Annotated in this window: 23 protein-coding genes and 1 riboswitch; of the genes, 16 read left to right on the top strand and 7 right to left on the bottom strand. The window is 71.2% G+C overall.

Annotated features, from left to right (window positions below; translation table 11 throughout):
• The first annotated feature begins 14 nt into the window (after positions 1–14).
• Positions 15–347, top strand: a complete 333-nt coding sequence (locus tag VGH85_12585) for a DUF3099 domain-containing protein (GenBank protein HEY2174636.1) — start codon at positions 15–17, stop codon at positions 345–347.
• Here the strand turns inward: VGH85_12585 and VGH85_12580 are convergent.
• The 5 genes from VGH85_12580 to VGH85_12560 all read right to left on the bottom strand — a co-directional run bounded on the left by VGH85_12580 (position 331) and on the right by VGH85_12560 (position 4,949).
• Positions 331–1,383, bottom strand: coding sequence for a YihY/virulence factor BrkB family protein (locus VGH85_12580; GenBank protein HEY2174635.1), 1,053 nt, complete (start codon positions 1,381–1,383; stop codon positions 331–333). The genes VGH85_12585 and VGH85_12580 overlap by 17 nt on opposite strands.
• An 87-nt stretch (positions 1,384–1,470) precedes the next feature.
• Complete coding sequence (locus VGH85_12575; protein HEY2174634.1) at positions 1,471–1,656, bottom strand: hypothetical protein; 186 nt, start codon at positions 1,654–1,656, stop codon at positions 1,471–1,473.
• Positions 1,657–1,933: 277 nt separating this feature from the next.
• Positions 1,934–3,307 carry an RNA polymerase sigma factor gene (locus VGH85_12570; protein ID HEY2174633.1) on the bottom strand — a complete coding sequence of 458 codons (1,374 nt, stop codon included), beginning with the start codon at positions 3,305–3,307 and terminating at the stop codon, positions 1,934–1,936.
• 198 nt (positions 3,308–3,505) lie between these two features.
• On the bottom strand, positions 3,506–4,276 hold the full coding sequence (locus tag VGH85_12565) for an ROK family protein (GenBank protein ID HEY2174632.1): 771 nt from the start codon (positions 4,274–4,276) through the stop codon (positions 3,506–3,508).
• A 124-nt stretch (positions 4,277–4,400) separates the two neighbouring features.
• A complete protein-coding gene (locus VGH85_12560; protein HEY2174631.1) occupies positions 4,401–4,949 on the bottom strand; it encodes a LytR C-terminal domain-containing protein in 549 nt (182 codons plus the stop codon).
• Between the two features lie 292 nt (positions 4,950–5,241).
• Between VGH85_12560 and VGH85_12555 the strand changes: the two genes are divergently transcribed.
• The 6 genes from VGH85_12555 (at position 5,242) to VGH85_12530 (ending at position 8,765) form a co-directional block, all read left to right on the top strand.
• A complete protein-coding gene (locus tag VGH85_12555) occupies positions 5,242–5,544 on the top strand; it encodes a DUF4193 domain-containing protein (GenBank protein HEY2174630.1) in 303 nt (100 codons plus the stop codon).
• A 59-nt stretch (positions 5,545–5,603) separates the two neighbouring features.
• Positions 5,604–6,122 (top strand): dUTP diphosphatase, encoded by a 519-nt coding sequence (gene dut, locus VGH85_12550; protein HEY2174629.1) that lies wholly within the window; start codon positions 5,604–5,606, stop codon positions 6,120–6,122.
• On the top strand, positions 6,122–6,766 hold the full coding sequence (locus VGH85_12545) for a DUF3710 domain-containing protein (GenBank protein HEY2174628.1): 645 nt from the start codon (positions 6,122–6,124) through the stop codon (positions 6,764–6,766). Before dut ends, VGH85_12545 begins: the two co-directional genes overlap by 1 nt.
• A gap of 10 nt (positions 6,767–6,776) precedes the next feature.
• On the top strand, positions 6,777–7,559 hold the full coding sequence (locus tag VGH85_12540; protein HEY2174627.1) for an alpha/beta hydrolase: 783 nt from the start codon (positions 6,777–6,779) through the stop codon (positions 7,557–7,559).
• A gap of 91 nt (positions 7,560–7,650) precedes the next feature.
• On the top strand, positions 7,651–8,046 hold the full coding sequence (locus VGH85_12535) for an OB-fold nucleic acid binding domain-containing protein (GenBank protein ID HEY2174626.1): 396 nt from the start codon (positions 7,651–7,653) through the stop codon (positions 8,044–8,046).
• 68 nt (positions 8,047–8,114) lie between these two features.
• Positions 8,115–8,765, top strand: a complete 651-nt coding sequence (locus tag VGH85_12530) for a DUF3159 domain-containing protein (protein HEY2174625.1) — start codon at positions 8,115–8,117, stop codon at positions 8,763–8,765.
• Between the two features lie 8 nt (positions 8,766–8,773).
• Here the strand turns inward: VGH85_12530 and VGH85_12525 are convergent, their stop codons facing one another.
• Positions 8,774–9,448, bottom strand: coding sequence for a TrkA family potassium uptake protein (locus tag VGH85_12525; protein HEY2174624.1), 675 nt, complete (start codon positions 9,446–9,448; stop codon positions 8,774–8,776).
• Positions 9,448–10,113: a TrkA family potassium uptake protein gene (locus VGH85_12520; GenBank protein HEY2174623.1), complete on the bottom strand. Its 666-nt coding sequence runs from the start codon at positions 10,111–10,113 to the stop codon at positions 9,448–9,450. The genes VGH85_12525 and VGH85_12520 overlap by 1 nt, the downstream gene beginning before the upstream one ends.
• Before the next feature lie 96 nt (positions 10,114–10,209).
• Here VGH85_12520 and VGH85_12515 point away from each other — a divergent pair, with 96 nt between their 5' ends.
• The 9 genes from VGH85_12515 to VGH85_12475 form a co-directional block, all read left to right on the top strand.
• Positions 10,210–12,285, top strand: coding sequence for an APC family permease (locus VGH85_12515; GenBank protein HEY2174622.1), 2,076 nt, complete (start codon positions 10,210–10,212; stop codon positions 12,283–12,285).
• Positions 12,282–13,553 carry a TRAM domain-containing protein gene (locus VGH85_12510; GenBank protein HEY2174621.1) on the top strand — a complete coding sequence of 424 codons (1,272 nt, stop codon included), beginning with the start codon at positions 12,282–12,284 and terminating at the stop codon, positions 13,551–13,553. The genes VGH85_12515 and VGH85_12510 overlap by 4 nt, the downstream gene beginning before the upstream one ends.
• Positions 13,554–13,901: 348 nt before the next feature.
• Complete coding sequence (gene dxs / locus VGH85_12505) at positions 13,902–15,854, top strand: 1-deoxy-D-xylulose-5-phosphate synthase (GenBank protein HEY2174620.1); 1,953 nt, start codon at positions 13,902–13,904, stop codon at positions 15,852–15,854.
• A 35-nt stretch (positions 15,855–15,889) separates the two neighbouring features.
• Positions 15,890–16,867 (top strand): hypothetical protein, encoded by a 978-nt coding sequence (locus VGH85_12500; protein ID HEY2174619.1) that lies wholly within the window; start codon positions 15,890–15,892, stop codon positions 16,865–16,867.
• A 35-nt stretch (positions 16,868–16,902) separates the two neighbouring features.
• Positions 16,903–17,027, top strand: a riboswitch (TPP riboswitch).
• Entirely contained in the window at positions 17,014–17,706 is a 693-nt protein-coding gene (locus tag VGH85_12495; protein HEY2174618.1) for a thiamine diphosphokinase, read from the top strand. (Overlaps the previous riboswitch by 14 nt.)
• Positions 17,703–17,987 carry a thiamine-binding protein gene (locus VGH85_12490; GenBank protein HEY2174617.1) on the top strand — a complete coding sequence of 95 codons (285 nt, stop codon included), beginning with the start codon at positions 17,703–17,705 and terminating at the stop codon, positions 17,985–17,987. The genes VGH85_12495 and VGH85_12490 overlap by 4 nt, the downstream gene beginning before the upstream one ends.
• Positions 17,984–18,799 (top strand): ABC transporter permease, encoded by an 816-nt coding sequence (locus VGH85_12485; protein ID HEY2174616.1) that lies wholly within the window; start codon positions 17,984–17,986, stop codon positions 18,797–18,799. Before VGH85_12490 ends, VGH85_12485 begins: the two co-directional genes overlap by 4 nt.
• On the top strand, positions 18,796–19,800 hold the full coding sequence (locus VGH85_12480) for an ABC transporter substrate-binding protein (protein ID HEY2174615.1): 1,005 nt from the start codon (positions 18,796–18,798) through the stop codon (positions 19,798–19,800). Before VGH85_12485 ends, VGH85_12480 begins: the two co-directional genes overlap by 4 nt.
• Positions 19,797–20,419 (top strand): ABC transporter ATP-binding protein (locus VGH85_12475; GenBank protein ID HEY2174614.1); only part of this gene is annotated, 623 nt, incomplete at its 3' end. The genes VGH85_12480 and VGH85_12475, both read left to right, overlap by 4 nt.

Below are 20,419 nucleotides of genomic sequence, written 5' to 3'. Positions count from 1 at the left end.
GCGGAGAGGACGTGGTGAGGTTGCGCAGGCACCACAAGAATCCGCCGGTCCTGATCACCGCGGCCCCGCCGAGTCCGCAGGCCGAACTTGACTACCGGCGTCGGCGCTACGCGATCACGATGGGCATGCGGGTGGTCTGCCTGCTGCTCGCGGCGGCGTTCTACCACATCGTCTGGCTCTGGCCCGTCTTCGCGGCCGGCGCGATCATCCTGCCGTGGGTGGCGGTGGTGCTGGCCAATGACCGGCTCCCCAACAAGCCCTCGCGGTTCCAGCGCTACGTCGGCCTGGCGCCCGAGCGGGGGCTCGAGCCCGGCTCGGACCCCGCGCGGGTCATTGACGACGAGTAGCCGCCGCCTTCGCGCGACGGCGGGCGGCCCGTCGGGTATGACCACTCGGACGTGACGGCCACATCTCCTCGATTGCCGCGTTGAATTCGGCCCCGAGCAGGACGGCGAGTGCGAGCAGGAAGAGGAACAGCAGCGCGGCGATCGGTGAGGCGAGTGCGCCGTAGAGGTAGGCGCGGCGGACGACGGAGTCGATGTAGATCCGCAGGCCGTAGCTGCCGAGCAGGAAGATGCAGCCGGCGAACACCGCGCCCGGGATGCCGCGATGCCAGGGCAGCCGCTTGGGCAGCGCCAAATGGTAGAGGCTGGTCAGGCCGATCATCAGGATGACCACGACCACCGGCCAGTACAGCGCGTTGACGAACGTCGCGACGTCGCCCCGGATGCGCCCGGGGGCGAAGTCGACGATCTTGGCCGGGCCGAGGACGAGGACCGGGAGCAGGAGCACCCCGATCAGGACCGACACGAGGTAGATCCACAACGCGATGAGCCGGCTGCGTATCGCGCCCCGCATGTCCCGCATGCCGTAGGCGATGGTGATGGTGTTGACGAACGTCGCGGTGGCCGAGGACCCGGCCCACAGGGCCAGCACGAACCCGATGCTGATGACGTCCGCCCGTCCGTGTTGCAGGACCCCGTGCACGGTCGGGACGACGAGTTGCTGGACGACGTTGGGGGTGAGGACCCGCTCGATCGAGGAGATCAGCCGGGTCTCGACCGAGTGCACGGTCGTCGGCCCGAACAGCCCTCCGATGTAACCCAGGCTGCCCAGCAGGGCGAGGAACAGTGGCGGCATGGACAACAGCTGCCAGAACGCCGCCTCGGCGGAGAGACCGAGCACCCGGTCCCGCCAGGCCTTCGCGAGAGTACGGCGGAGGACCCGGATCGGGCGGTGCCGGACGACTGGGCCGACCGTGTCCGCGACGGTGTCTTTGACCGATTCGCGGATACGGTGCTGTTCGGCGGTGGCCCGCTCCACGGCCCGCCGCGCTGCCTGCGGAAAGTCCCGGCGAGACGCCGGGTCATGAGGAGCGGCCACGGTTATTCAGGATGCACCGTCGCCGGCGCGTAGGTCGTCAATGACCTCGCCGACGCGGTGATGATCGGGCGCTGTAGGCCGAGCGGATCACTCGCCCACGATTTCGGTGGCCACTTCGCGCAGCTTCTCCTGGTATGTGCGGGCATGGTGTCCGCAGAAGACGAGATCGCCGCCGCCGGGAAGAACGACCCGGATCTGGGCCGCTGCGCCACACCGGTCGCAGCGGTCGGCGGCCGACGGAGGTGCCGGCGTCGTTGTTGCGGTCGGAGTCACGGCGTTCCCTTCTTCGTGTACGTGTAGCCATTCTCTTCGTACCCCTGCACAACCGAGGCACACGCGCCGACGTTCCCGTCTGCACTGCAGTCAACATCACATCGGGCCGTGGTCGGCGCGTGCCGCGCCCGCTTGGGCGGAAGCGGCCACCCGAATGGGCTATCCGGCCCGTGCGGAAGCGCCGGTCGGATCGCTTCGGTCGCCCGCACGAGATGCAGTGTTCACTCTCGGCGTACCAGGCATGTTTCGTGCCGATGACGAACGCGCTGCGGATGGCTCAGTCGAGGTAGTCCCGCAGTACCTGCGAGCGGGAGGGGTGGCGCAGCTTGCTCATGGTCTTGGACTCGATCTGGCGGATCCGCTCCCGGGTCACGCCGTAGACCTGACCGATCTCGTCGAGGGTGCGCGGCTGGCCGTCGGTGAGGCCGAACCGCAGGCGTACGACGCCCGCCTCCCGCTCGGAGAGGGTCTGCAGGACCGACTGCAGCTGGTCCTGCAGGAGGGTGAAGCTCACCGCGTCGACGGCCACGACCGCCTCGGAGTCCTCGATGAAGTCTCCGAGCTGGCTGTCTCCCTCGTCGCCGATGGTCTGGTCGAGGCTGATCGGTTCCCGGGCGTACTGCTGGATCTCCAGCACCTTCTCCGGGTTGATGTCCATCTCCTTGGCGAGCTCCTCCGGGGTGGGCTCGCGCCCGAGGTCCTGGAGTAGCTCACGCTGGATGCGGCCGAGCTTGTTGATGACCTCGACCATGTGCACCGGGATACGGATGGTGCGGGCCTGGTCGGCCATCGCGCGGGTGATCGCCTGCCGGATCCACCACGTCGCGTAGGTCGAGAACTTGTAGCCCTTGGTGTAGTCGAACTTCTCGACCGCACGGATCAGGCCGAGGTTGCCCTCCTGGATGAGGTCCAGGAACGCCATGCCGCGGCCGGTGTAGCGCTTCGCCAGCGAGACGACCAGCCGCAGGTTGGCCTCGAGCAGGTGGTTCTTCGCGCGCTCGCCGTCCCGCACGATCCAGTGCAGGTCGCGGCGCATCGAGACCACGAGCTTCTCGCCGGTGTCCTCGGCCTGGCGAAGCCGCTCGGCGCTGTAGAGCCCGGCCTCGATGCGTTTGGCGAGGTCGACCTCCTCCTCGGCGTTGAGCAGCGCGACCTTGCCGATCTGCTTGAGGTAGGCGCGGACGGAGTCGGCGGAGGCGGTGAGCTCGGCGTCCTTGCGCGCCTGGCGCAGCGCCTCGGACTCCTCCTCGTCCCAGGTGAAGTCGGGGGAGTCCTCGTCCCCCGGGGTCACCGGAATCTCGACCTCTTCGTCGATGGCGAGGCCCTCGGCCTTGCCACCCTTCGCGTCCGCGGGTGCGGCGCCCTTGCCGGCGCTCTTGGCGACGCCGTTCTTGCCGTTGGGCTTCGCGCCGGTCTTCGACGCCTCACCGGCCGGTTTCGGCGACTTGGTCGCCTTGGCGGGCCGCCCGGCGGGGGCCGCCCGGCGGGTCACCGACGAACGGGCCGCGGCCGACGCGGCGGAGGCGCGGCGTGGCGATGGCGCGTCGCGTCGGGGAGCGGTGACCGGGGAGTCGTCGGTCGCCGCGTTGGCGGCGTACTCGGCTGATCGAGAGGGTGAGTCTGCTGATCGCACGAAGGCCCTTCCACGGATGCGGTTGCCTGTCACGGCAGGGTTCGACGCAGTTGCGACCCCACAGGCCCGGTCGGCCGGAAGGAGCGCTTCCGGGAGATGGGGCCCGGCCGCCCGCGCCGTGTGTTCCAGTGTAACTTCGCCGCGGCCGATTGCGCCTCCCCGGCGGGTCGCGGGCGGCCCGACACGCCTGGATCGGCCGTTCCGACGCCGCCCGAGTCAGCCATCCCGGCGCTCTGCGGCCGCCAGCGCGGCGCCGACGATGCCCGCGTTGTTGAGCAGTTCGGCCGGCTTGACCGCAGCGTGCAACTTCAGGTGCGGCAGCCATTTCTCCGACTTCTTGCTCACCCCTCCGCCGATCACGAAGAGGTCGGGGGAGAAGAGAGACTCGACATGCTTGAGGTAGTGCTGCATGTGATGGGCCCACTTCGACCAGGACATATCGTGGTTCTCCCGGGCCGAGGCCGCGGCCCGTTTCTCCGCGTCGTGCCCGTCCAACTCGAGATGGCCGAGCTCGGTGTTGGAGACCAGCCGGCCATCGACGAAAAGCCCGCTGCCGATGCCGGTCCCGAAGGTCAGCACGATCACCACGCCGCGCACGCCCTTCGCGGCGCCGAAGCGGACCTCGGCGAGCCCGGCGGCGTCGGCGTCGTTGAGGACCGTCACATCGCGGCCGGTCGCCTCGGTGAACGTCTTGTCGACGTCGGTGCCGATCCAGCTCGGATCCACATTGGCCGCGGAGCGGGCCACGCCGTTCTTGATCACGGCCGGGAAGGTGACCCCCACCGTGCCGGTCCAGTTCTCACCGTCCACGAGTTGGGTCACGACACCCGCTACGGCGTGCGGCGTCGAGGGGGACGGGGTCGGAATGCGGTGGCGCGGGGACAACAGGTCACCCGTACGCCGGTCGACCACGGCACCCTTGATGCCGCTGCCGCCGATGTCGATGCCGAATCCGCGGGTCGCCCGGTCGGCGTTGCTGGTGGTCATCCGCACCTCCCCGGTCGATCAGCGTCTCGACGGACGGACCTTACGCCGAGCGCCGCGGCGGCGTCCGCAGGTTTGATCGACTCACGACGCATCGGTTTCACGGGGCACATACTCATGCCGCACTTCAGCAGCCGGCCGGTTTCAACGGCTGCGCGCGCAGCCGGCGCACCGCCTCGCGGATCTCCCCGGTCGTGGCCAGGCTCGAATACTTCGGACCCAGAGCGAGGTCGACGGCGGCGTCGGTGCGCTTGTCCGAGACGAGCGTCGCTCCGGGGACGACGGAGGCGATCAGCTGGGCCGCCGCCGCTCCGGCCGACCCGTAGCGGATCTCGGCGATCCCGGTGACCGTGCGGCGGGTGGGGTCGTTCGTCGTGGCGATGACGACGAACCCCCGCTGCCGGAGCCCGGTCGTCACCCGCCCCGCAAGGCCGCTGCGGTTGGTGGCGTTGTAGACGCGCACGGAGATGTCATGCGGGTTGAGGTCGGCCTGGGACACCTGGCTCGAGGAGCACGCGGCGGTCGACGAGTGGGAGTTGTCGGAGAAGATCCGCCACCAGACCGCACCGGCGGCGAGCGCGAAGATCAGGATGAAGACCACCAAAGGCCACGCCCGGCGACGTCGCCGCCGCCTGGGCGGCCGCCGCTGCGGCACCTGCCCGAGCGGGCTCATCATCGACACCGGCATCTCCCGGACACAACGGGACTCTAGCTACCAAGCCCACCACAGGCGACAACCGACGGGCCGACGCACCGCCGATCGTGCCCGATTGTCGCGAAACGGGGAGGCATGCGAGCCCCTGACATACACTCCTGTAGCCTTCTGCGCCCCCGGTCGGCAATGCGACCGGGAGAGCGCCTGGCGGCAACGTGGGGGACGTCACCAAAAACCTACGCCGATCGGGCACATATGGGCGGGGCGGCGCGTTACCCACGCGCCATATCTTGACGGCAGGAGTGACGAACACATGGCAACCGATTACGACGCCCCTCGGCGTAACGAGACCGACGAGCTCGGCGAGGACTCTCTCGAGCAGCTCAAGGCCCGGCGCGCTGAGGCACAGTCTGCAACCGTCGACACCGATGAAGCCGAACTGAACGAGTCATTTGAGCTGCCCGGTGCCGATCTGTCCACCGAAGAACTCACAGTGAAGGTGCTGCCCAAGCAGGAGGACGAATTCACCTGCGTGAGCTGTTTCCTCGTCCATCACCGCAGTCAGCTCGCCGGCCAGAAGAACGGCCGGCCGATCTGCCGCGACTGCGCCGCCTGAGCGGGCGGCGCGGGTGACCCGGCGCGGGTGACGGGGTGCCGAGGGTAGCGTTGCGCGCTGTGTCCTCGACCCCGCAACCACCGCCCGACGGCACGGTCGACGTGCTCGTGACCAGGCTCGATCCGGACCTCGCTCTGCCGGCGTACGCGCGCCCGGCCGACGCCGGTGCCGACCTGGTCGCGGCCGTCTCCGTCGAGCTGCAGCCCGGCGAGCGTGCCGTCATAAGCACCGGTATCGCGATCGCGCTGCCGGACGGATACGCCGGTTTCGTCCATCCGCGTTCCGGCCTGGCGGCGCGGTGCGGGGTGACTCTGGTCAACGCGCCCGGAACCATCGATGCCGGGTATCGGGGGGAGATCCGCGTCAACCTGATCAACCTCGACCCCCGCGAGCCGGTCCGGGTGGATCGTGGCGACCGGATCGCCCAGCTCGTCATCCAGCGGGTCGAGCGGGCGGCCTTCCGCGTGGTCGACGCTCTCCCGCCGTCCGAGCGCGGCACGGGCGGACACGGATCGACCGGGGGGCACCGCTTGTTCGCGGCGCCGGAGGAGCTCGTCATCGTGCCGGATGAGGGCTGATGGCGTTCGGACGCCGGCGGCGCAACCGCAACAAGCTCGACGCCACGATGCCGGGGCAGGAGCACCGGGAGCATCCGCAGGAGCCCACCAGTGGGCCGTGGGACGTCGCCGATGCGCCGGCGGATGACGTCGAGCGGCTCGACCTCGGCGCCTTGCAGGTGCCGTTGGTGCCCGGCTGCGAGGTGCAACTCGGGATGAGCCCGGAGGGGATCCCGGTCGCGGCCACGATCACGTCGCGGGGTGGAGCCATCGAGCTTGCGGTCTACGCCGCTCCCCGCACCGGCGGGATCTGGGACTCGGTCCGTCGCGAGATCCTCGCCGAGATCTCCGCCAACGGCGGCACCGGCCAGGAGCAGGACGGGCCGTGGGGCCGCGAGTTGACGACCCGGGTGCGCGCCCAGAACGGACACCAGGCGGCCCGCTTCATCGGAATCGACGGTCCACGATGGTTCCTGCGCGCCGTGGTGAGCGGACCGGCGGCGGAGGCGGGTGGGCGGCCCGGCGAGTTCGAGGACGCGCTCCGTCAAGTCGTCGTCGCCCGCGGCCAGGACCCGATGCCGGTGCGCGATCCGCTCCCCCTTCAGCTTCCCCGCGACGTGGCCGAGCAGATAGAGGCGCAGTTGCCCGACGGCGCGCCGGACTGAGCCGCCGCCGATGACCCGGCGGGGCCGGCCCGTTCTCACCGAGCGGTACGGCGCCGACCGGGCTCAGGTCGGGGACCTCTGGTTGCCCGCCGGGGCGGGCCCGCATCCGGTGGTCGTCGTGCTGCACGGCGGCTTCTGGCGGGCGGCGTATGACCGCGGACTCGGCGCACCGCTCGCGCGGGACCTGGCGCGGCACGGGTTCGCGGCGTGGAACCTCGAATACCGCCGGGTCGGCGGGGGCGGCGGTTGGCCGACGACGCTCGCCGACGTCGGTGCCGGGATCGACCAGCTGGCGGCCCTGGCCGCATCCCAGCCGCTTGATCTGGGCCAGGTGAGCGCGGTCGGGCATTCGGCGGGCGGGCAGCTCGCCGTGTGGTCGGCGGCGCGGCACACCCTCGGGGCCGGTCTGCCGGGGGCGCGACCCCGGGTGCGCCTGGTGGGTGCGGTGGCGCAGGCCGGAGTCCTGGACCTGGAGGATGCGGCGTGGGACCGGCTCGGAGCGGGAGCCGTCGAGGACCTGCTCGGCGGGCCGCCCGACGTGGTTCCGGACCGCTACGCCTGCGCGTCACCGATCCGCCGACTACCGATCGGCGTCCCCGTGCTCTGCGTGCACGGCCGGGCCGACGACACGGTGCCCGTCGGCCAGAGCGAGCGCTACGCGCACGCGGCCGCACTGGCAGGCGATTCGTGCGATCTCCGGCTGGTCGGTGGTGGTCACTTCTCGCTCCTCGAGCCGGATTCGTCCGGGTGGGCGGCCGTCCTGACCCAGCTGGAGGCCTGGGCGCACCGCTGAGCACCCCCGAACGGTGGCCAGAGGGTTGGACTCGGCCCGCTACCCTGGAGGGTGATCGAGGGTGCCGGCGCAACGAGGGAGTGAGTCGTCGATGACCGACCAGGCTCAGGCACCGCGTGAGCGGAGTTGGATCTCCCGCGCAATGCGGCGGCTGGTCGCCGACGACGCTGATCTCGACGCCGAGGAGCTGCAGAGCGACGTCGAGCAGAGCGGCGCGATGGCCGTGTCCCGGTGCTGCCGGGGCGAGGAGGTCACCATCACCGGCCGGCTGAAGTCGGTGATGTTCAAGCCGCACGAGACCGTGCCGACGCTGCAGGCCGAGCTCTTCGACGGTTCCGGGTGCGTCACCCTCGTCTGGATGGGTCGCCGGCAGATCGCCGGCATCGAGCCGGGGCGGGTCATCGTGGCCCGCGGCCGGCTGGCCGAGAAGAACGGCACCAGCGTGCTCTTCAACCCCTGGTACGAACTGAAGCCGACTTCTTCGTGAGTCATCACCGCCCTGAAGACTCCCGCCGGACCACCCCTGCGGGCGAAGGGCAGGGGCATCAGCTGATCATGCAGGCCATCGGCGGCTGGCGGGGTCTGGTCGACTCCGGGCTCCCCGTGATCGTCTTCGTCGTGGCCAACGCGATCGGCGGTCTGCGGGTGGCCATCTGGTCGGCGATCGGTGCCGGCGTGCTGCTGTTCGTCGTACGGCTGGCGCGTCGCGAACCGGTTCAGCAGGCCATCGGCGGCCTACTCGCCGTGGCGATTGCGGCGTTCATCGCCGCCCGCACCGGTCAGGCGCGTGGCTACTTCCTCTTCGGGATCTGGCGCAACCTGATCTACGGTGCGGTGTTCCTTCTCTCGGTCCTCGTGCGATGGCCGCTGCTGGGTCTCGCCTGGGAGTACCTCGAAGGACGCGGCCAGGCCTGGCGGCACAACCGCACCATGATGCGCACCTACACCGCCACGACGCTGCTCTGGGCCGCGGTCTTCTTCTCCCGCACCCTGGTCCAGCACTTCTTCTACCAACGCAACGCCACCGGGTGGCTGGCCGCGACATCGCTGGCGATGGGATATCCGCTCTTCGCGGTCGTCGGGGTGATCTCCGTCTGGGCGATCCGCCGCGCCCGCCGGAAGGTGACCCCGCCGACCGACGAGGCCGCCGAGCCCGCAGAGGTGTCCGAATCCGCAGAACCGGCGGGACGGATCGCCGAGGACTGAGGCGGCCGTCAGTCGGTCGGCGTGTGCGGGTCGCCCAGCGTCGCGCGGATCTCCTGCTCGACGTTCTGAGTGGCGACGAAGAGCAGTTCGTCGCCGGACTCCAGCGGTTCGTCCTGACTCGGGACGATGACCCGCCCGCCGCGCAGGATCACCACAAGCGCCGCGTCGCGGGGGAGCTGCAGGTCGCGCACCGGCTGTCCGACGTACGGCGATTCCTCGGCCAGCGTGAGTTCGACGAGGTTCGCCTGCCCCTGCCGGAAGGTCATCAGCCGGACCAGGTCACCGACCGACACCGCCTCCTCGACCAGCGCGGCGAGCACCCGCGGCGACGAGACCGCCACGTCGACGCCCCACGACTCGTTGAACAGCCACTCGTTACGCGGGTCGTTGACCCGGGCCACCACCCGGTTGACCGCGAACTCGGTCTTCGCCAGCAGCGAGACGACCAGGTTGACCTTGTCGTCCCCGGTCGAGGCGATGGCCACGTCGCAGCGCTGGAGCCCGGCCTCCTCCAGCGAGGCCAGCTCGCACGCGTCGGCGAGCACCCACTCGGCGCCGGGTACGGCGTCCGGCCGGATCCCCTTGGGGTTGCGCTCGATCAGCATCACCTGGTGGCCGTTGTCGACCAGTTCGCCGGCGATGGAGCAGCCGACGTTGCCGGCCCCGGCGATGGCGACCCGCATCAGTTCGCCTCCTCGGGCTCGGCGGCGGCGACCTCGGTCATCGCGGGCAGGATGTCGTCGGTGGCGAGCATGTGCACGAGGTCGCCGTGCTGGATCACCGTCGAGTCGGTCGGCAGGGTGCCTTCGCCGAATCGCGTGACGAACGCCACCCGGGCTCCGGTCGCCTGCTCCAGCGCACCGACCGAGCGGCCGATCCATCCGTCGTGCAAGGCGAGTTGCACCAGGGCGACCGCGCCGGAGGGGTCCCGCCAGTCCTCGGCGGTGCCCTCGGCCAGCAGCGCCCGGAGCAGCCGGTCGGTGGTCCAGGGCACGGTGGCGATGGTCGGGATGCCGAGCCGTTCGTAGACCGCCGCCCGCTTGGGGTCGTAGATGCGCGCGACGACGTGGCCGACGCCGAAGGTCTCGCGGGCAACCCGCGCGGAGATGATGTTGGAGTTGTCTCCGCTGCTCACCGCGGCGAACGCCCCGGCCTCCTCGATGCCCGCTTCGATCAGCGTCCGCTGTTCGAAACCGACCCCGGTGATCTGCCGGCCGGCGAAGTCTGCACCGAGCCGTCGGAAGGCGGTCGGATTCTGGTCGATGATCGCGACCGAGTGGCCGAGCTGCTCGAGTCGACGGGCGACACCCGATCCGACCCGGCCACAGCCCATCACAACGATGTGCACCCTCGCCCCTCCTGAGGCCATTCTGCCGCGTCTCTCGCGGGACGGTACACGCCCCGCGCTCGCAGCGAAGTCTGCCCGCCGCCCTACCCTTACGCCGTGTCCTGGTTCACCCAACTGACCAAGCGTCTGGTCGTCGGCCGCCCCATCCGCAGTGACCGGCTCGGCGAGACGCTGATCCCCAAGCGGATCGCGCTACCGGTCTTCGCCAGTGACGCGCTCTCCTCGGTCGCCTACGCCCCCGAAGAGATCATCCTCACCCTGAGCGTCGCGGGCCTGTCGGCGTACGCCTTCTCGCCGTGGATCGGCCTGGTCGTTGCCGGGGTGATGCTCACCGTCGTCGCGTCCTACCGGCAGACGGTGCACGCATATCCCAGCGGTGGCGGCGACTTCGAGGTGGCCACGACCAACCTCGGCCGGCGGTGGGGGATGGTCGTCGCCAGCGCCCTGATGGTCGACTACGTCCTGACCGTCGCCGTCTCGGTGTCCTCCGGCGTCGCCAACGTGACCTCCGCCGTCCCGTCGCTCACCGGCCACGAGGTGGTGATCTCCCTCGGCATCATCGTCGTGCTCACCGCGCTCAACCTGCGGGGCGTGCGGGAGGCCGGCGCGTGGTTCGCCGTCCCGACCTACGCGTTCATCGTGGGTGTCCTGGGGATGATCATCTACGGCGCGATCCAGATCGCGACCGGCTCCCATCTGCACGCCGAGACCGCGCACTTCGGGCTCCGGGCGGAGGGCCACTACACCGGGCTGGCGCTGGCCTTTCTCGTGCTGCGCGCCTTCTCCTCCGGCTCGGCCGCGCTGACCGGCGTCGAGGCGATCAGCAACGGCGTACCGGCGTTCCGCCAGCCGAAGAGCAAGAACGCCGCGACCACGTTGCTGCTGATGGGCCTCATCGCGGTCACGATGCTGATGGGCATCATCCTGCTCGCCCATTCGACCGGGGTGAAGATCGCCGAGTCGTCCTCCGACCTGATCGGCGCCCCGCCGGGCTACGAGCAGAAGACGGTCATCGCGCAGATCGCCAAGACGGTCTTCCACGCCTTCCCGTTCGGCTTCTACTTCGTGACCGCCGCGACCGGCATCATCCTGGTGCTGGCTGCCAACACGGCGTTCAACGGATTCCCGGTCCTCGGCTCGATCCTCGCGCAGTACCGCTTCCTGCCGCGCCAGCTGCATACCCGCGGCGACAAGCTCGCCTTCAGCAACGGCATCCTGCTGCTCGCGCTCTTCGCGAGCATCCTGATCATCGGCTTCGACGCCAGCGTCACCCGGCTCATCCAGCTCTACATCGTCGGCGTCTTCGTGTCGTTCAACTGCAGCCAGGCCGGCATGATCCGGCACTGGAACCGGCTGCTGCGCACCGAGCGCGACCCCGTCGTGCGGCGGCGGATGCGCCGGTCCCAGTCGATCAACGCGTTCGGCCTCTGTATGACCGCCATCGTCCTGGTCATCGTCCTGATCACGAAGTTCACCCACGGCGCGTGGATCGCGATCCTGGCGATGGCCGTGATCTACATGACGATGCGCGGGATCCGGTCTCATTACGACCGGGTGGCGCGTGAGCTCGAGCCCACCGACGAGATGGACGTGCTGCCCTCCCGCAACCACGTGGTGGTGCTGGTGTCCAAGGTGCACAAGCCGACCCTGCGGGCGCTCGCGTTCGCCCGGGCCACCAGGCCGGACACCCTGACGGCGCTGACGGTCAACGTCGACGATGCCGACACCCGGACGCTGCAGGCCGAGTGGGAGCGGCGCCGGCTGCCGGTGCCGCTGACCGTGATCGACTCGCCCTACCGCGAGGTCACCCGCCCCGTCCTGGACTACGTACGGTCGATCCGCCGGACCAGCCCGCGCGAGTTGGTGACCGTGTTCATCCCCGAGTACGTCGTCGGGAAGTGGTGGGAGAACCTGCTGCACAACCAGAGCGCGCTGCGGCTGAAGAGTCGCCTGCTGTTCGAGCCGGGCGTGATGGTCACCAACGTTCCCTGGCAACTCGAGTCGACCGGCCAGAAGGTCGCCTCCCGGGAGCGGGTCTACCGCCGCGATCGGTGGCGACGCGCCATGCGCGCCGAGTTCCGTGGCGCGTCGGCCGCACCGGACGAGAACCCGCCCGACTCCGACGACGATTCCGCCCCGACCGGATCGCGCGGCGGTCGACCGCCATCGTGACCCGTCGCCGATCGGCCTCCCGCCCGCGCCCCGACGGGCCGTTGGCCCACCGCGACATCCCGCTCACCGTCGGGCCCGCCGCCCACGGCGGCCACTGCGTCGGCCGGTACGACGGCCGGGTCGTCTTCGTCCGACATGCGTTACCGGGGGAGGAGGTGATCGCGCGGGTCACCGAGGACCACGGCGGGTCGTTCTGCCGGGCCGACGCCGTGCAGATCCTCGCGCCCTCACCCGACCGGGTCGCCGCGCCCTGTCCGGCGGCCGGCCCGGCCCGCTGCGGCGGCTGCGACTGGCAGCACGCCGCACCGGACGCGCAGCGGCGGTTGAAGGCCGACGTGATCAGCGACGCGCTACGGCGGATCGGCGGGCTCGCCGACGTCGAAGTGGTGGTCGAACCGCTGCCCGGCGGTCCGCTCGGGTGGCGCACCCGCGCGCAGTTCGCGGTCGACGACGCCGGTCGGCTCGGACTGCATCGGCACCGATCCCACGACGTCTTCCCCGTGGCCCATTGCCCGCTCGTCACGCCCGGGGTCGACGCGACGGTGCAGGCGCAGCCGTGGCCACCCCGCGCTCTCGTCGAGGTCGCGGTGTCCGGTGCCGGGGAGGTGGCGGTCGACGTCCGCGGGACGCGCCGCCGGACCGCCGTACCGGCCACCGGACCGGTGCTCCACGAGCGGGCGGCCGACCGCGTCTGGCAGGTCTCCCCGGGCTCGTTCTGGCAGGTGCACCCCGCCGCGGCCGACACCCTGACCGGTGTCGTGCTCGATCTGCTCCGCCCGCACGACGGCGACGCGGTGCTCGACCTCTACAGCGGGGTCGGCCTGTTCGCCGGCGTCCTCGGGGTCGCGGTCGGCGCGAGAGGTCGGGTCGTCGCCCTCGAGTCGGATCCGGTCGCCGCCGCAGACGCCGCCGCCAACCTGGCCGACCTTGCGCAGGTGACGGTGCGCCAGGAACCGGTGACGGCCGCCGCGCTGTCCGGAGTCAGCGCCGACCTCGTCGTACTCGACCCGCCCCGGACGGGCGCGGGCCCGCCGGTCGTCGAGGCGATCCTGGCCACCGGGCCGCGGGCCGTCGCCTACGTCGCCTGCGATCCGGCCGCGCTGGCCCGGGACCTCAGAGCGGCGATCACCGGCGGCTACCGACTGGCTGCGCTCCGTGCGTTCGATCTCTTCCCCGAAACGCACCACGTCGAGTGCGTCGCCCTTCTCACGCCGGCGGCCGCCGAGGCTCCGCCGAACGACGCCGCCGACCGGCCTACGGGCAGGTGAGGCCTCCGCGCCCCAGCATGGGGGGACCGAGGCGCGGAGACACCTACCAGTGTTGCCGAAAAGGCCACCGGATGCCCACAAACTGATGTGACTCGCGGGGAAAATGGGTCGATCTGGTGGTGATTCCGGGTACGACCCGGTCGCGCCGCCGCCGAATACTCCGGGCCGGAATCAACCGCACACCGTGCGTGTCTTCCCAGCGGCCGATGAGGCGCAGATCACGACCCGTCGAACCTCGCGAATGTGGTGCGTCCTCGCCCCGTCCCGGTGCCCGGCGCGGCTAGAGTGGCGACCGTGGCAGACCAGCGACAAGACCCAGACCAGCGTGCCCATGGTGCGGAGCCGGGGTTGCTCGCGGGGATCCGCTCTCCAGGCGACGTCCGGGCGCTCGACCCAGAGCAGCTGCCGGCGCTCGCCGCGGAGATCAGGGGCTTCCTCGTAGCCAAGGTGTCGCGCACCGGGGGACACCTCGGACCCAACCTCGGGGCCGTCGAGCTGACGTTGGCGATCCACCGCGTCTTCGACTCGCCCCACGACCGGATCCTGTTCGACACCGGTCACCAGGCCTACGTGCACAAGATGGTCACGGGGCGACAGGCCGGGTTCGACACCCTCCGGCAGACGGGTGGCCTGTCCGGCTACCCGAGCCGGGCCGAATCCGAGCACGACATCATCGAGAACTCCCATGCCTCGACCGCGCTGTCCTACGCCGACGGCCTCGCGAAGGCCGCCGCGGTACGCGGGGAGAAGCGGGCCGTCGTCGCCGTCGTCGGCGACGGGGCACTGACCGGGGGTATGTGCTGGGAGGCGTTGAACAACATCGCGGTGGCCCAGGACCGCCCCGTGGTGATCGTGGTCAACGACAACGGCCGCTCCTACTCGCCGACCATCGGCGGCCTCGCGGACTATCTGGCCGCACTGCGGCTGCGCCCGGGCTACGAGCGGGCGCTGTCCATGGTCAAGGAGGCGCTCGGCCGGACTCCCGTCTTCGGGGCGCCGCTGTACGACGCGCTGCACGGTGCGAAGGTCGGCCTGAAGGACCTGCTGGCGCCGCAGGGCATGTTCGAGGACCTGGGCCTGAAATACGTCGGACCGGTCGACGGGCACGACGTCGAGGCGGTCGAGTCGGCGCTGCGGCGGGCCCACGAATTCGGCAGCCCGGTGATCGTGCATTGCCTGACCCGCAAGGGATACGGCTACGAAGCGGCCGAAAACGACCAGACCGACTGTCTGCACGCGCCGGGCTCGTTCGACCCGCTCACCGGCCAGCTCCTGGCCAGCGGCGGGCGCAAATGGACGTCGGTCTTCTCCGACGAGATGGTCCGCATCGGCGCCGACCGGCCGGACGTCGTCGCGATCACGGCGGCGATGCTGCACCCCACCGGCCTGGCGGCATTCGCCGAGGCCTACCCGGACCGGCTCTACGACGTCGGCATCGCCGAGCAGCACGCCGCTACCTCGGCGGCCGGCCTCGCGACCGGGGGACTGCACCCGGTGGTCGCCGTCTACGCCACCTTCCTCAACCGCGCCTTCGACCAGGTGCTGATGGACGTCGCGCTGCACCGGCTGCCGGTGACCTTCGCCCTCGACCGGGCCGGCCTGACCGGCGACGACGGGGCGTCGCACAACGGCATGTGGGATCTGTCGATCCTGGGTGTGGTGCCCGGGATCCGGGTCGCCGCCCCCCGTGACGAGGCCACCCTGCGGGCGGAGCTGCGGGAGGCGGTCGACTGGTCGGCCGGGCCCACGGTGCTGCGCTACTCCAAGACGACGCTTCCCGACGACATCCCGGCCGTGCGCAGTGTCGGCGGGGTCGACGTCCTGCGCGACGCGCACCCCGACGCCGCGGTGCAGAACGGCTCCAGCCGCGGCGACGTGCTCGTCGTCGCCGTCGGCTCGACGGTGCCGCTCGCGCTCGAGGTGGCCGACCGGGTCGCCGACCAGGGCATCGCCGCGACCGTGGTCGACCCGAGGTGGGTCATCCCGGTCGCTCCGGAGCTGGTCGGGCTGGCCGCCCGGCACCGGCTGGTCGTCACCGTCGAGGACAGCGGTCGCGCCGGCGGCATCGGTTCCCAGATCTCGCAGGCGCTGCGCGACGCCAACGTCGACGTACCCGCCCGTGATGTGGGTATCCCGCGTCGTTTCCTGGCGCACGGGAAGGTCGCGGACGTCCGCGCGGAGGTCGGCCTGACAGCGCAGGACATCGGCCGTCAGGTGGTCGAGTGGGTGTCCCGGATCGACGGAGGGTCGTCGTCGACCGTCGACGCAGAGCTCCGATCGCACGACTCCGCCGAGTCCTGACCCCACCCCGCCGATCTGGCGGGGGAGCGGTCGTCGTGCTCGCCGCGACGGCGGTCGCGGTCGCGGTGGCCGTGGCGTCGGGCCAGCCGCCACCCGCGGCGCCGGCGAGCGGTAGATCTATCCCGGTCCGGGCCGGCGGGAGCAGCGTGTCCGGCGGCGGCCGGGCGCTGGCCGTCGTCCCCGCCGGGGTACGGCTGATCGATCTCGACCACGGAACGGTGCGGGCGGTGAGCCTCCCGGACGGGGTGCGCGCAGGCGCGGTGCTCGCGTCGTCCGGTGCGGCGTTGTTCCTGCTGGACCGGGCCGCGGGAGCGGCCTATCGTCGCGCGCCCGCCGGCACGCTCCGTCGGCTCGATCCGGTATCGGGCCCGGTGCAGGACATCGTGCCCGACGCGGCCGGCACCGGGGCGTGGCTGATCCGGGCCGGTGCCGCCCGGGCGGTCGACGCCACCGGTCGTCCGACCGGTGAACGCATAGTCCTGCCGCCCCGTAGCCGGATCGCCGGCGCGACTGCGGCCGGGCTGGTCGTCGACACCGCGGATGCCCGGACCGCCAACGCCGTCCGGGTGGTCTCGGCGACCGGCTCACGGCGGATCGCCGCCGGCGTGGCGCTGGCCGTGGCGGGCCGGCGGGTACTGCTGATCCGGGCCGGGCGGCTGGGGATCGTCGATCTTCCCGGCCGGGCCGTGCGCTGGTTGCCGCACCTGTTGGCGGTACGACCGGCCGGGCCGGGCGCCCTCGCGCCCGACGGGCGGGCATTCGCTGCGTTGGCGAGGACCGGCGTCCGGCCGCGGCTGATCGTCGGCCGGGTGAGCGCCGCCGGCGGACGCGACCTCACGGTGCTGCCGCTCGACGGCGGTACCGGGGCGCCGGAGACCGGGCCGGTGTGGACCTCGGCCGACACGGTGCTCGCCGTACGGCCGGACGGACGGCCGGTCGCCTACCACCTCGGTACGGCGGCGGGCCGGAGGCTTCGCGCGCCCGCGCCCATCCGGCGCCTCTCGCCCGGCTGAGCCCGGCGCGCCCCGCGCGCGTACAGTCGACCGCGCAGATGACGCCGGGGAGCTCGGGCAGCCGGGCTGAGAGGGTGGCCGGCCCGTTACGGGCAGCGCCACCGACCCGCACGACCTGACCTGGGTAATGCCAGCGGAGGCATGCGATGGACGTGGGGCAGAGGCCGGCGACGTGCCGGCCCACCGCCGTGGTGATCACCGGCGGCGACCCGCCGGACGCTGCCGTCGTCGGCCGGCTGCCGTCGCCCGCCTATGTCATCGCCGCCGACAGCGGACTCGACCATGCTGCCGCGCTGGGCCTGCCCGTCGACCATGCCGTCGGGGACTTCGACTCGGTCAGCCCGGCGGCCCGCGCCGCGGCCGAGGCCGCGGGCATCCCGGTCGAGGTACACCCGGCCGCCAAGGACGCCACCGACCTCGAACTCGCCCTCGACACGGCCGTCCGCACCGGAGCCGCCCGGATCGTGGTCGTCGGCGGATCCGGCGGCCGGCTCGACCACCTGCTGGCCACCGCCTTCCTGCTCGCCGCGCCGGCCTACGCGCGGCTCGACGTGTCCGCCTTCCTCGGCGCCGCCACCGTCCATGTCGTACGGCGCAGCCTCACCATGACCGGACGGCCGGGGGAACTGCTCACGCTGCTTCCGGTGCACGGAATCGCCACCGGGGTCACGACTGTGGGCCTGCGCTACCCGCTCGCGGGCGAGGACCTGGTGCCCGGCTCGACCCGCGGGGTCAGCAACGAATTCACCGAGACCCGCGCCGACGTCCGGCTGACCGGCGGCGTGCTGATCGCCGTACGGCCGGGAGATGCCGGCACCGCACCCGAGGAGACCCCATGATCGTCGAACTGCAGTGCCTGCCCACCCCGGCCGGGCGTCCCGACGATCCGCACGCCCACGTCGAGGCCGCGATCGCGGTCATCGTGGCATCGGGACTGCACTACGAGGTCGGACCGCTCGGCACCACGCTCGAAGGCGATCCCGACGAGGTGTGGCCGGTACTGCGGCAGGCGCACGAGGCCTGCCTCGCCGCCGGCGCGCAGAGCTCGATCGCGGTGGTCAAGATTGCCGAAGGCATCAGCAAGGGCATGGACGACCTGACCCGCAAGTTCCGGCCATGACCCGCCCGTCCCTGCCGCCGGCCCGCCCGGCGCTCCGCCGGGTCCGCGGTCTGCTGCCTGCACTGGTGCTCCTGGCGGCCTTGATCGGGTGTTGGCAGGTGGTGGTCACCACCCGGGGTGTCGCGCCCTACCTGCTGCCGGCACCGTCGCGGATCCTCGATGCCTTCGTCGGCGCCCGGGCGCTGCTGGCGACTCCCGTGCTCACCACGACGGAGGAGGCGGTCGCCGGGCTATTGATCGGCGCCGCCGTCGGGGCGCTGCTCGCGATCGCGCTCGCCGCCGCCCCGGTGGTGCGGCGGGCGCTCTACCCGCTGCTGGTCGCCAGCCAGACCGTGCCGATGATCGTGCTCGCCCCGCTGCTGGTGTTGTGGTTCGGCTACGGCCTGGCGCCGAAGGTTGTGGTGGTAGCGCTCATCGTCTTCTTCCCGGTCGTGGTGAGCACCGTGGCCGGATTGACCGGTGTCGACGGCGAGATGGTGGACCTGGTGCGCGGCATGGGCGCCAGCCGCCTGCAGGTCCTGCGGATCGTGCTCGTCCCGGCCGCCGTACCGGCCTTCTTCTCCGGCCTGCGGATCTCCGCGGCGTACGCCGTCGCCGGTGCGGTGGTCGGCGAGTGGGTGGGCGCGAGCAGCGGGCTGGGCATCTTCATCGACCGGTCGAAGGCGTCGTTCCGCGTCGACCGGGTGTTCGTCGCCGTCGTGATCATCGCGCTGCTGTCCATGGCGCTGTTCGCGCTGGTCGGGCTCGGCGCTCGGCTCGCGTCGCCGTGGCGCTACGCCGCGGGCGCGGCGGATCGGGAGGTCGCCCCGTGAAACGCCGGCGGATCCTCGCTCTCTTCGCCGCGGCCGCGGTCCTCCTCGCCGGCTGCGCCGACGCCGGTGCGGTGAAGCACGACCAACAGGGCCGCAAGCAGGTCACCATGCTTCTCGACTGGACCCCCAACACCAATCACAGCGGCATCTACCTCGCCCAGGAGAAGGGCTGGTACCGCAAGGCTGGGCTCGACGTACGGATCATCGAGCCGGGCCAGAACAGCAACGTCCTGCAGATGCTGGCGACCGGGAAGGCCGACTTCGCGATCAGCACGGAGGAGGACTTGACTCCGGCCGTCGCACAGGGGCTTCCCGTCGAGTCGGTCGCCGCGATCCTGCAGCACAACACGTCGAGCCTCGTTGCGTTGCAGTCGTCCGGGGTACGCCGGCCCCGCGACCTCGCGACCTTGACCTACGGCGGCTTCGGGGGTCAGTTGGAAAAGGCCCTTGTCCAGACAATGGTCAAATGCGACGGGGGAAATGCTTCGCGGATCAAGTATGTGCAGGTCGGCGACGCCGACTACCGGGTCGGCCTGACGAAGCATTTCTACGACTTCGTCTGGACCTTCGACGGATGGGAAGGCCTGCAGTTCAACCACATCGACCATCTGAAGACGGTCAGCTTCCCGTTCATCCGCTACCAGCGCTGCATTCCCGACTGGTACACGCCATTGATCGCGGCACGCAGTTCCCTGATCGACGCCGACCCCGGAACAGTGTCGGCGTTCATGCATGCGACCCGGCGGGGCTACCAGGCCGCGATGGCTCATCCGGACGAGGCCGCCGGCGCGCTATTGAAGGCCGCGCCAGACCTTGATCCCAGGTTGGTGCGTCTCTCTGCCCACTACCTCGCCTCCCGCTACGCCGATCACGCTGCACGTTGGGGCTGGCAGGACACCGCAGTCTGGACCCGGATGACGGCGTTCCTGCGCCACGCAGGAATGGTGGAGGGAAAAGTCGACGTGCGCAAGGCTTTCACGAACCGCTTTCTCGGCGAATGACCACGACCGTCGAGATCAACGGTCTCCGGCACAGCTACGGCGGGCGGCCGCCGCGGCTCGTCCTCGACCGGATCGACCTCGCCGTCGAAGAAGGACAGTTCGTCAGTCTGGTGGGGCCGAGCGGCTGTGGCAAGAGCACTCTGCTGCGCGTCATCGCCGGGCTGCTGCCGCCGTCCGAAGGCGCGGTGCGGGTGCACGGCATGTCGGTGGAGGACCAGACCGGGTTGGTCGCCTACATGCCGCAGCGCGATCTGCTGCTGCCGTGGCGCCGGGCGCTGGACAACGCGGTCCTCGGCGCCGAGGTGACCGGGGCCCCCCGTGATCAGGCCCGCGACCGCGCCCGGTCGCTCTTCGAGCGCTTCGGGCTCACCGGATTCGAAGCGGCCTGGCCGGGAGAACTTTCCGGCGGAATGCGCCAGCGCCTCGCGTTATTGCGGACCTTCCTGCTGGATCGGGACGTCCTTCTCCTGGATGAGCCGTTCGGCGCCCTCGACGCGATCACCCGCCGCGGGATGTATGCCTGGCTGCAGGACGTGTGGCTCGCCGACCGGCGTACCGCCCTCTTCGTCACCCACGACGTCGAGGAGGCGATCTACCTGTCCGACCGCGTGATCGTGCT

This window comes from Mycobacteriales bacterium (assembly GCA_036497565.1).
Classification (GTDB): domain Bacteria; phylum Actinomycetota; class Actinomycetes; order Mycobacteriales; family QHCD01; genus DASXJE01.
Note: the sequence above shows the minus strand (reverse complement) of the source record. Positions and strands in the feature narration are given on the sequence as shown.

Coding starts and splice junctions, on each gene's coding strand:
- VGH85_12530 (HEY2174625.1), top strand. CDS start 8,115: ATGCAGGCCATCGGCGGCTGGCGGGGTCTGGTCGACTCCGGGCTCCCC.
- VGH85_12490 (HEY2174617.1), top strand. CDS start 17,703: ATGATCGTCGAACTGCAGTGCCTGCCCACCCCGGCCGGGCGTCCCGAC.
- VGH85_12535 (HEY2174626.1), top strand. CDS start 7,651: ATGACCGACCAGGCTCAGGCACCGCGTGAGCGGAGTTGGATCTCCCGC.
- VGH85_12545 (HEY2174628.1), top strand. CDS start 6,122: ATGGCGTTCGGACGCCGGCGGCGCAACCGCAACAAGCTCGACGCCACG.
- VGH85_12495 (HEY2174618.1), top strand. CDS start 17,014: ATGGACGTGGGGCAGAGGCCGGCGACGTGCCGGCCCACCGCCGTGGTG.
- VGH85_12565 (HEY2174632.1), bottom strand. CDS start 4,276: ATGACCACCAGCAACGCCGACCGGGCGACCCGCGGATTCGGCATCGAC.
- VGH85_12540 (HEY2174627.1), top strand. CDS start 6,777: ATGACCCGGCGGGGCCGGCCCGTTCTCACCGAGCGGTACGGCGCCGAC.
- VGH85_12485 (HEY2174616.1), top strand. CDS start 17,984: ATGACCCGCCCGTCCCTGCCGCCGGCCCGCCCGGCGCTCCGCCGGGTC.
- VGH85_12555 (HEY2174630.1), top strand. CDS start 5,242: ATGGCAACCGATTACGACGCCCCTCGGCGTAACGAGACCGACGAGCTC.
- VGH85_12560 (HEY2174631.1), bottom strand. CDS start 4,949: ATGATGAGCCCGCTCGGGCAGGTGCCGCAGCGGCGGCCGCCCAGGCGG.
- VGH85_12525 (HEY2174624.1), bottom strand. CDS start 9,448: ATGCGGGTCGCCATCGCCGGGGCCGGCAACGTCGGCTGCTCCATCGCC.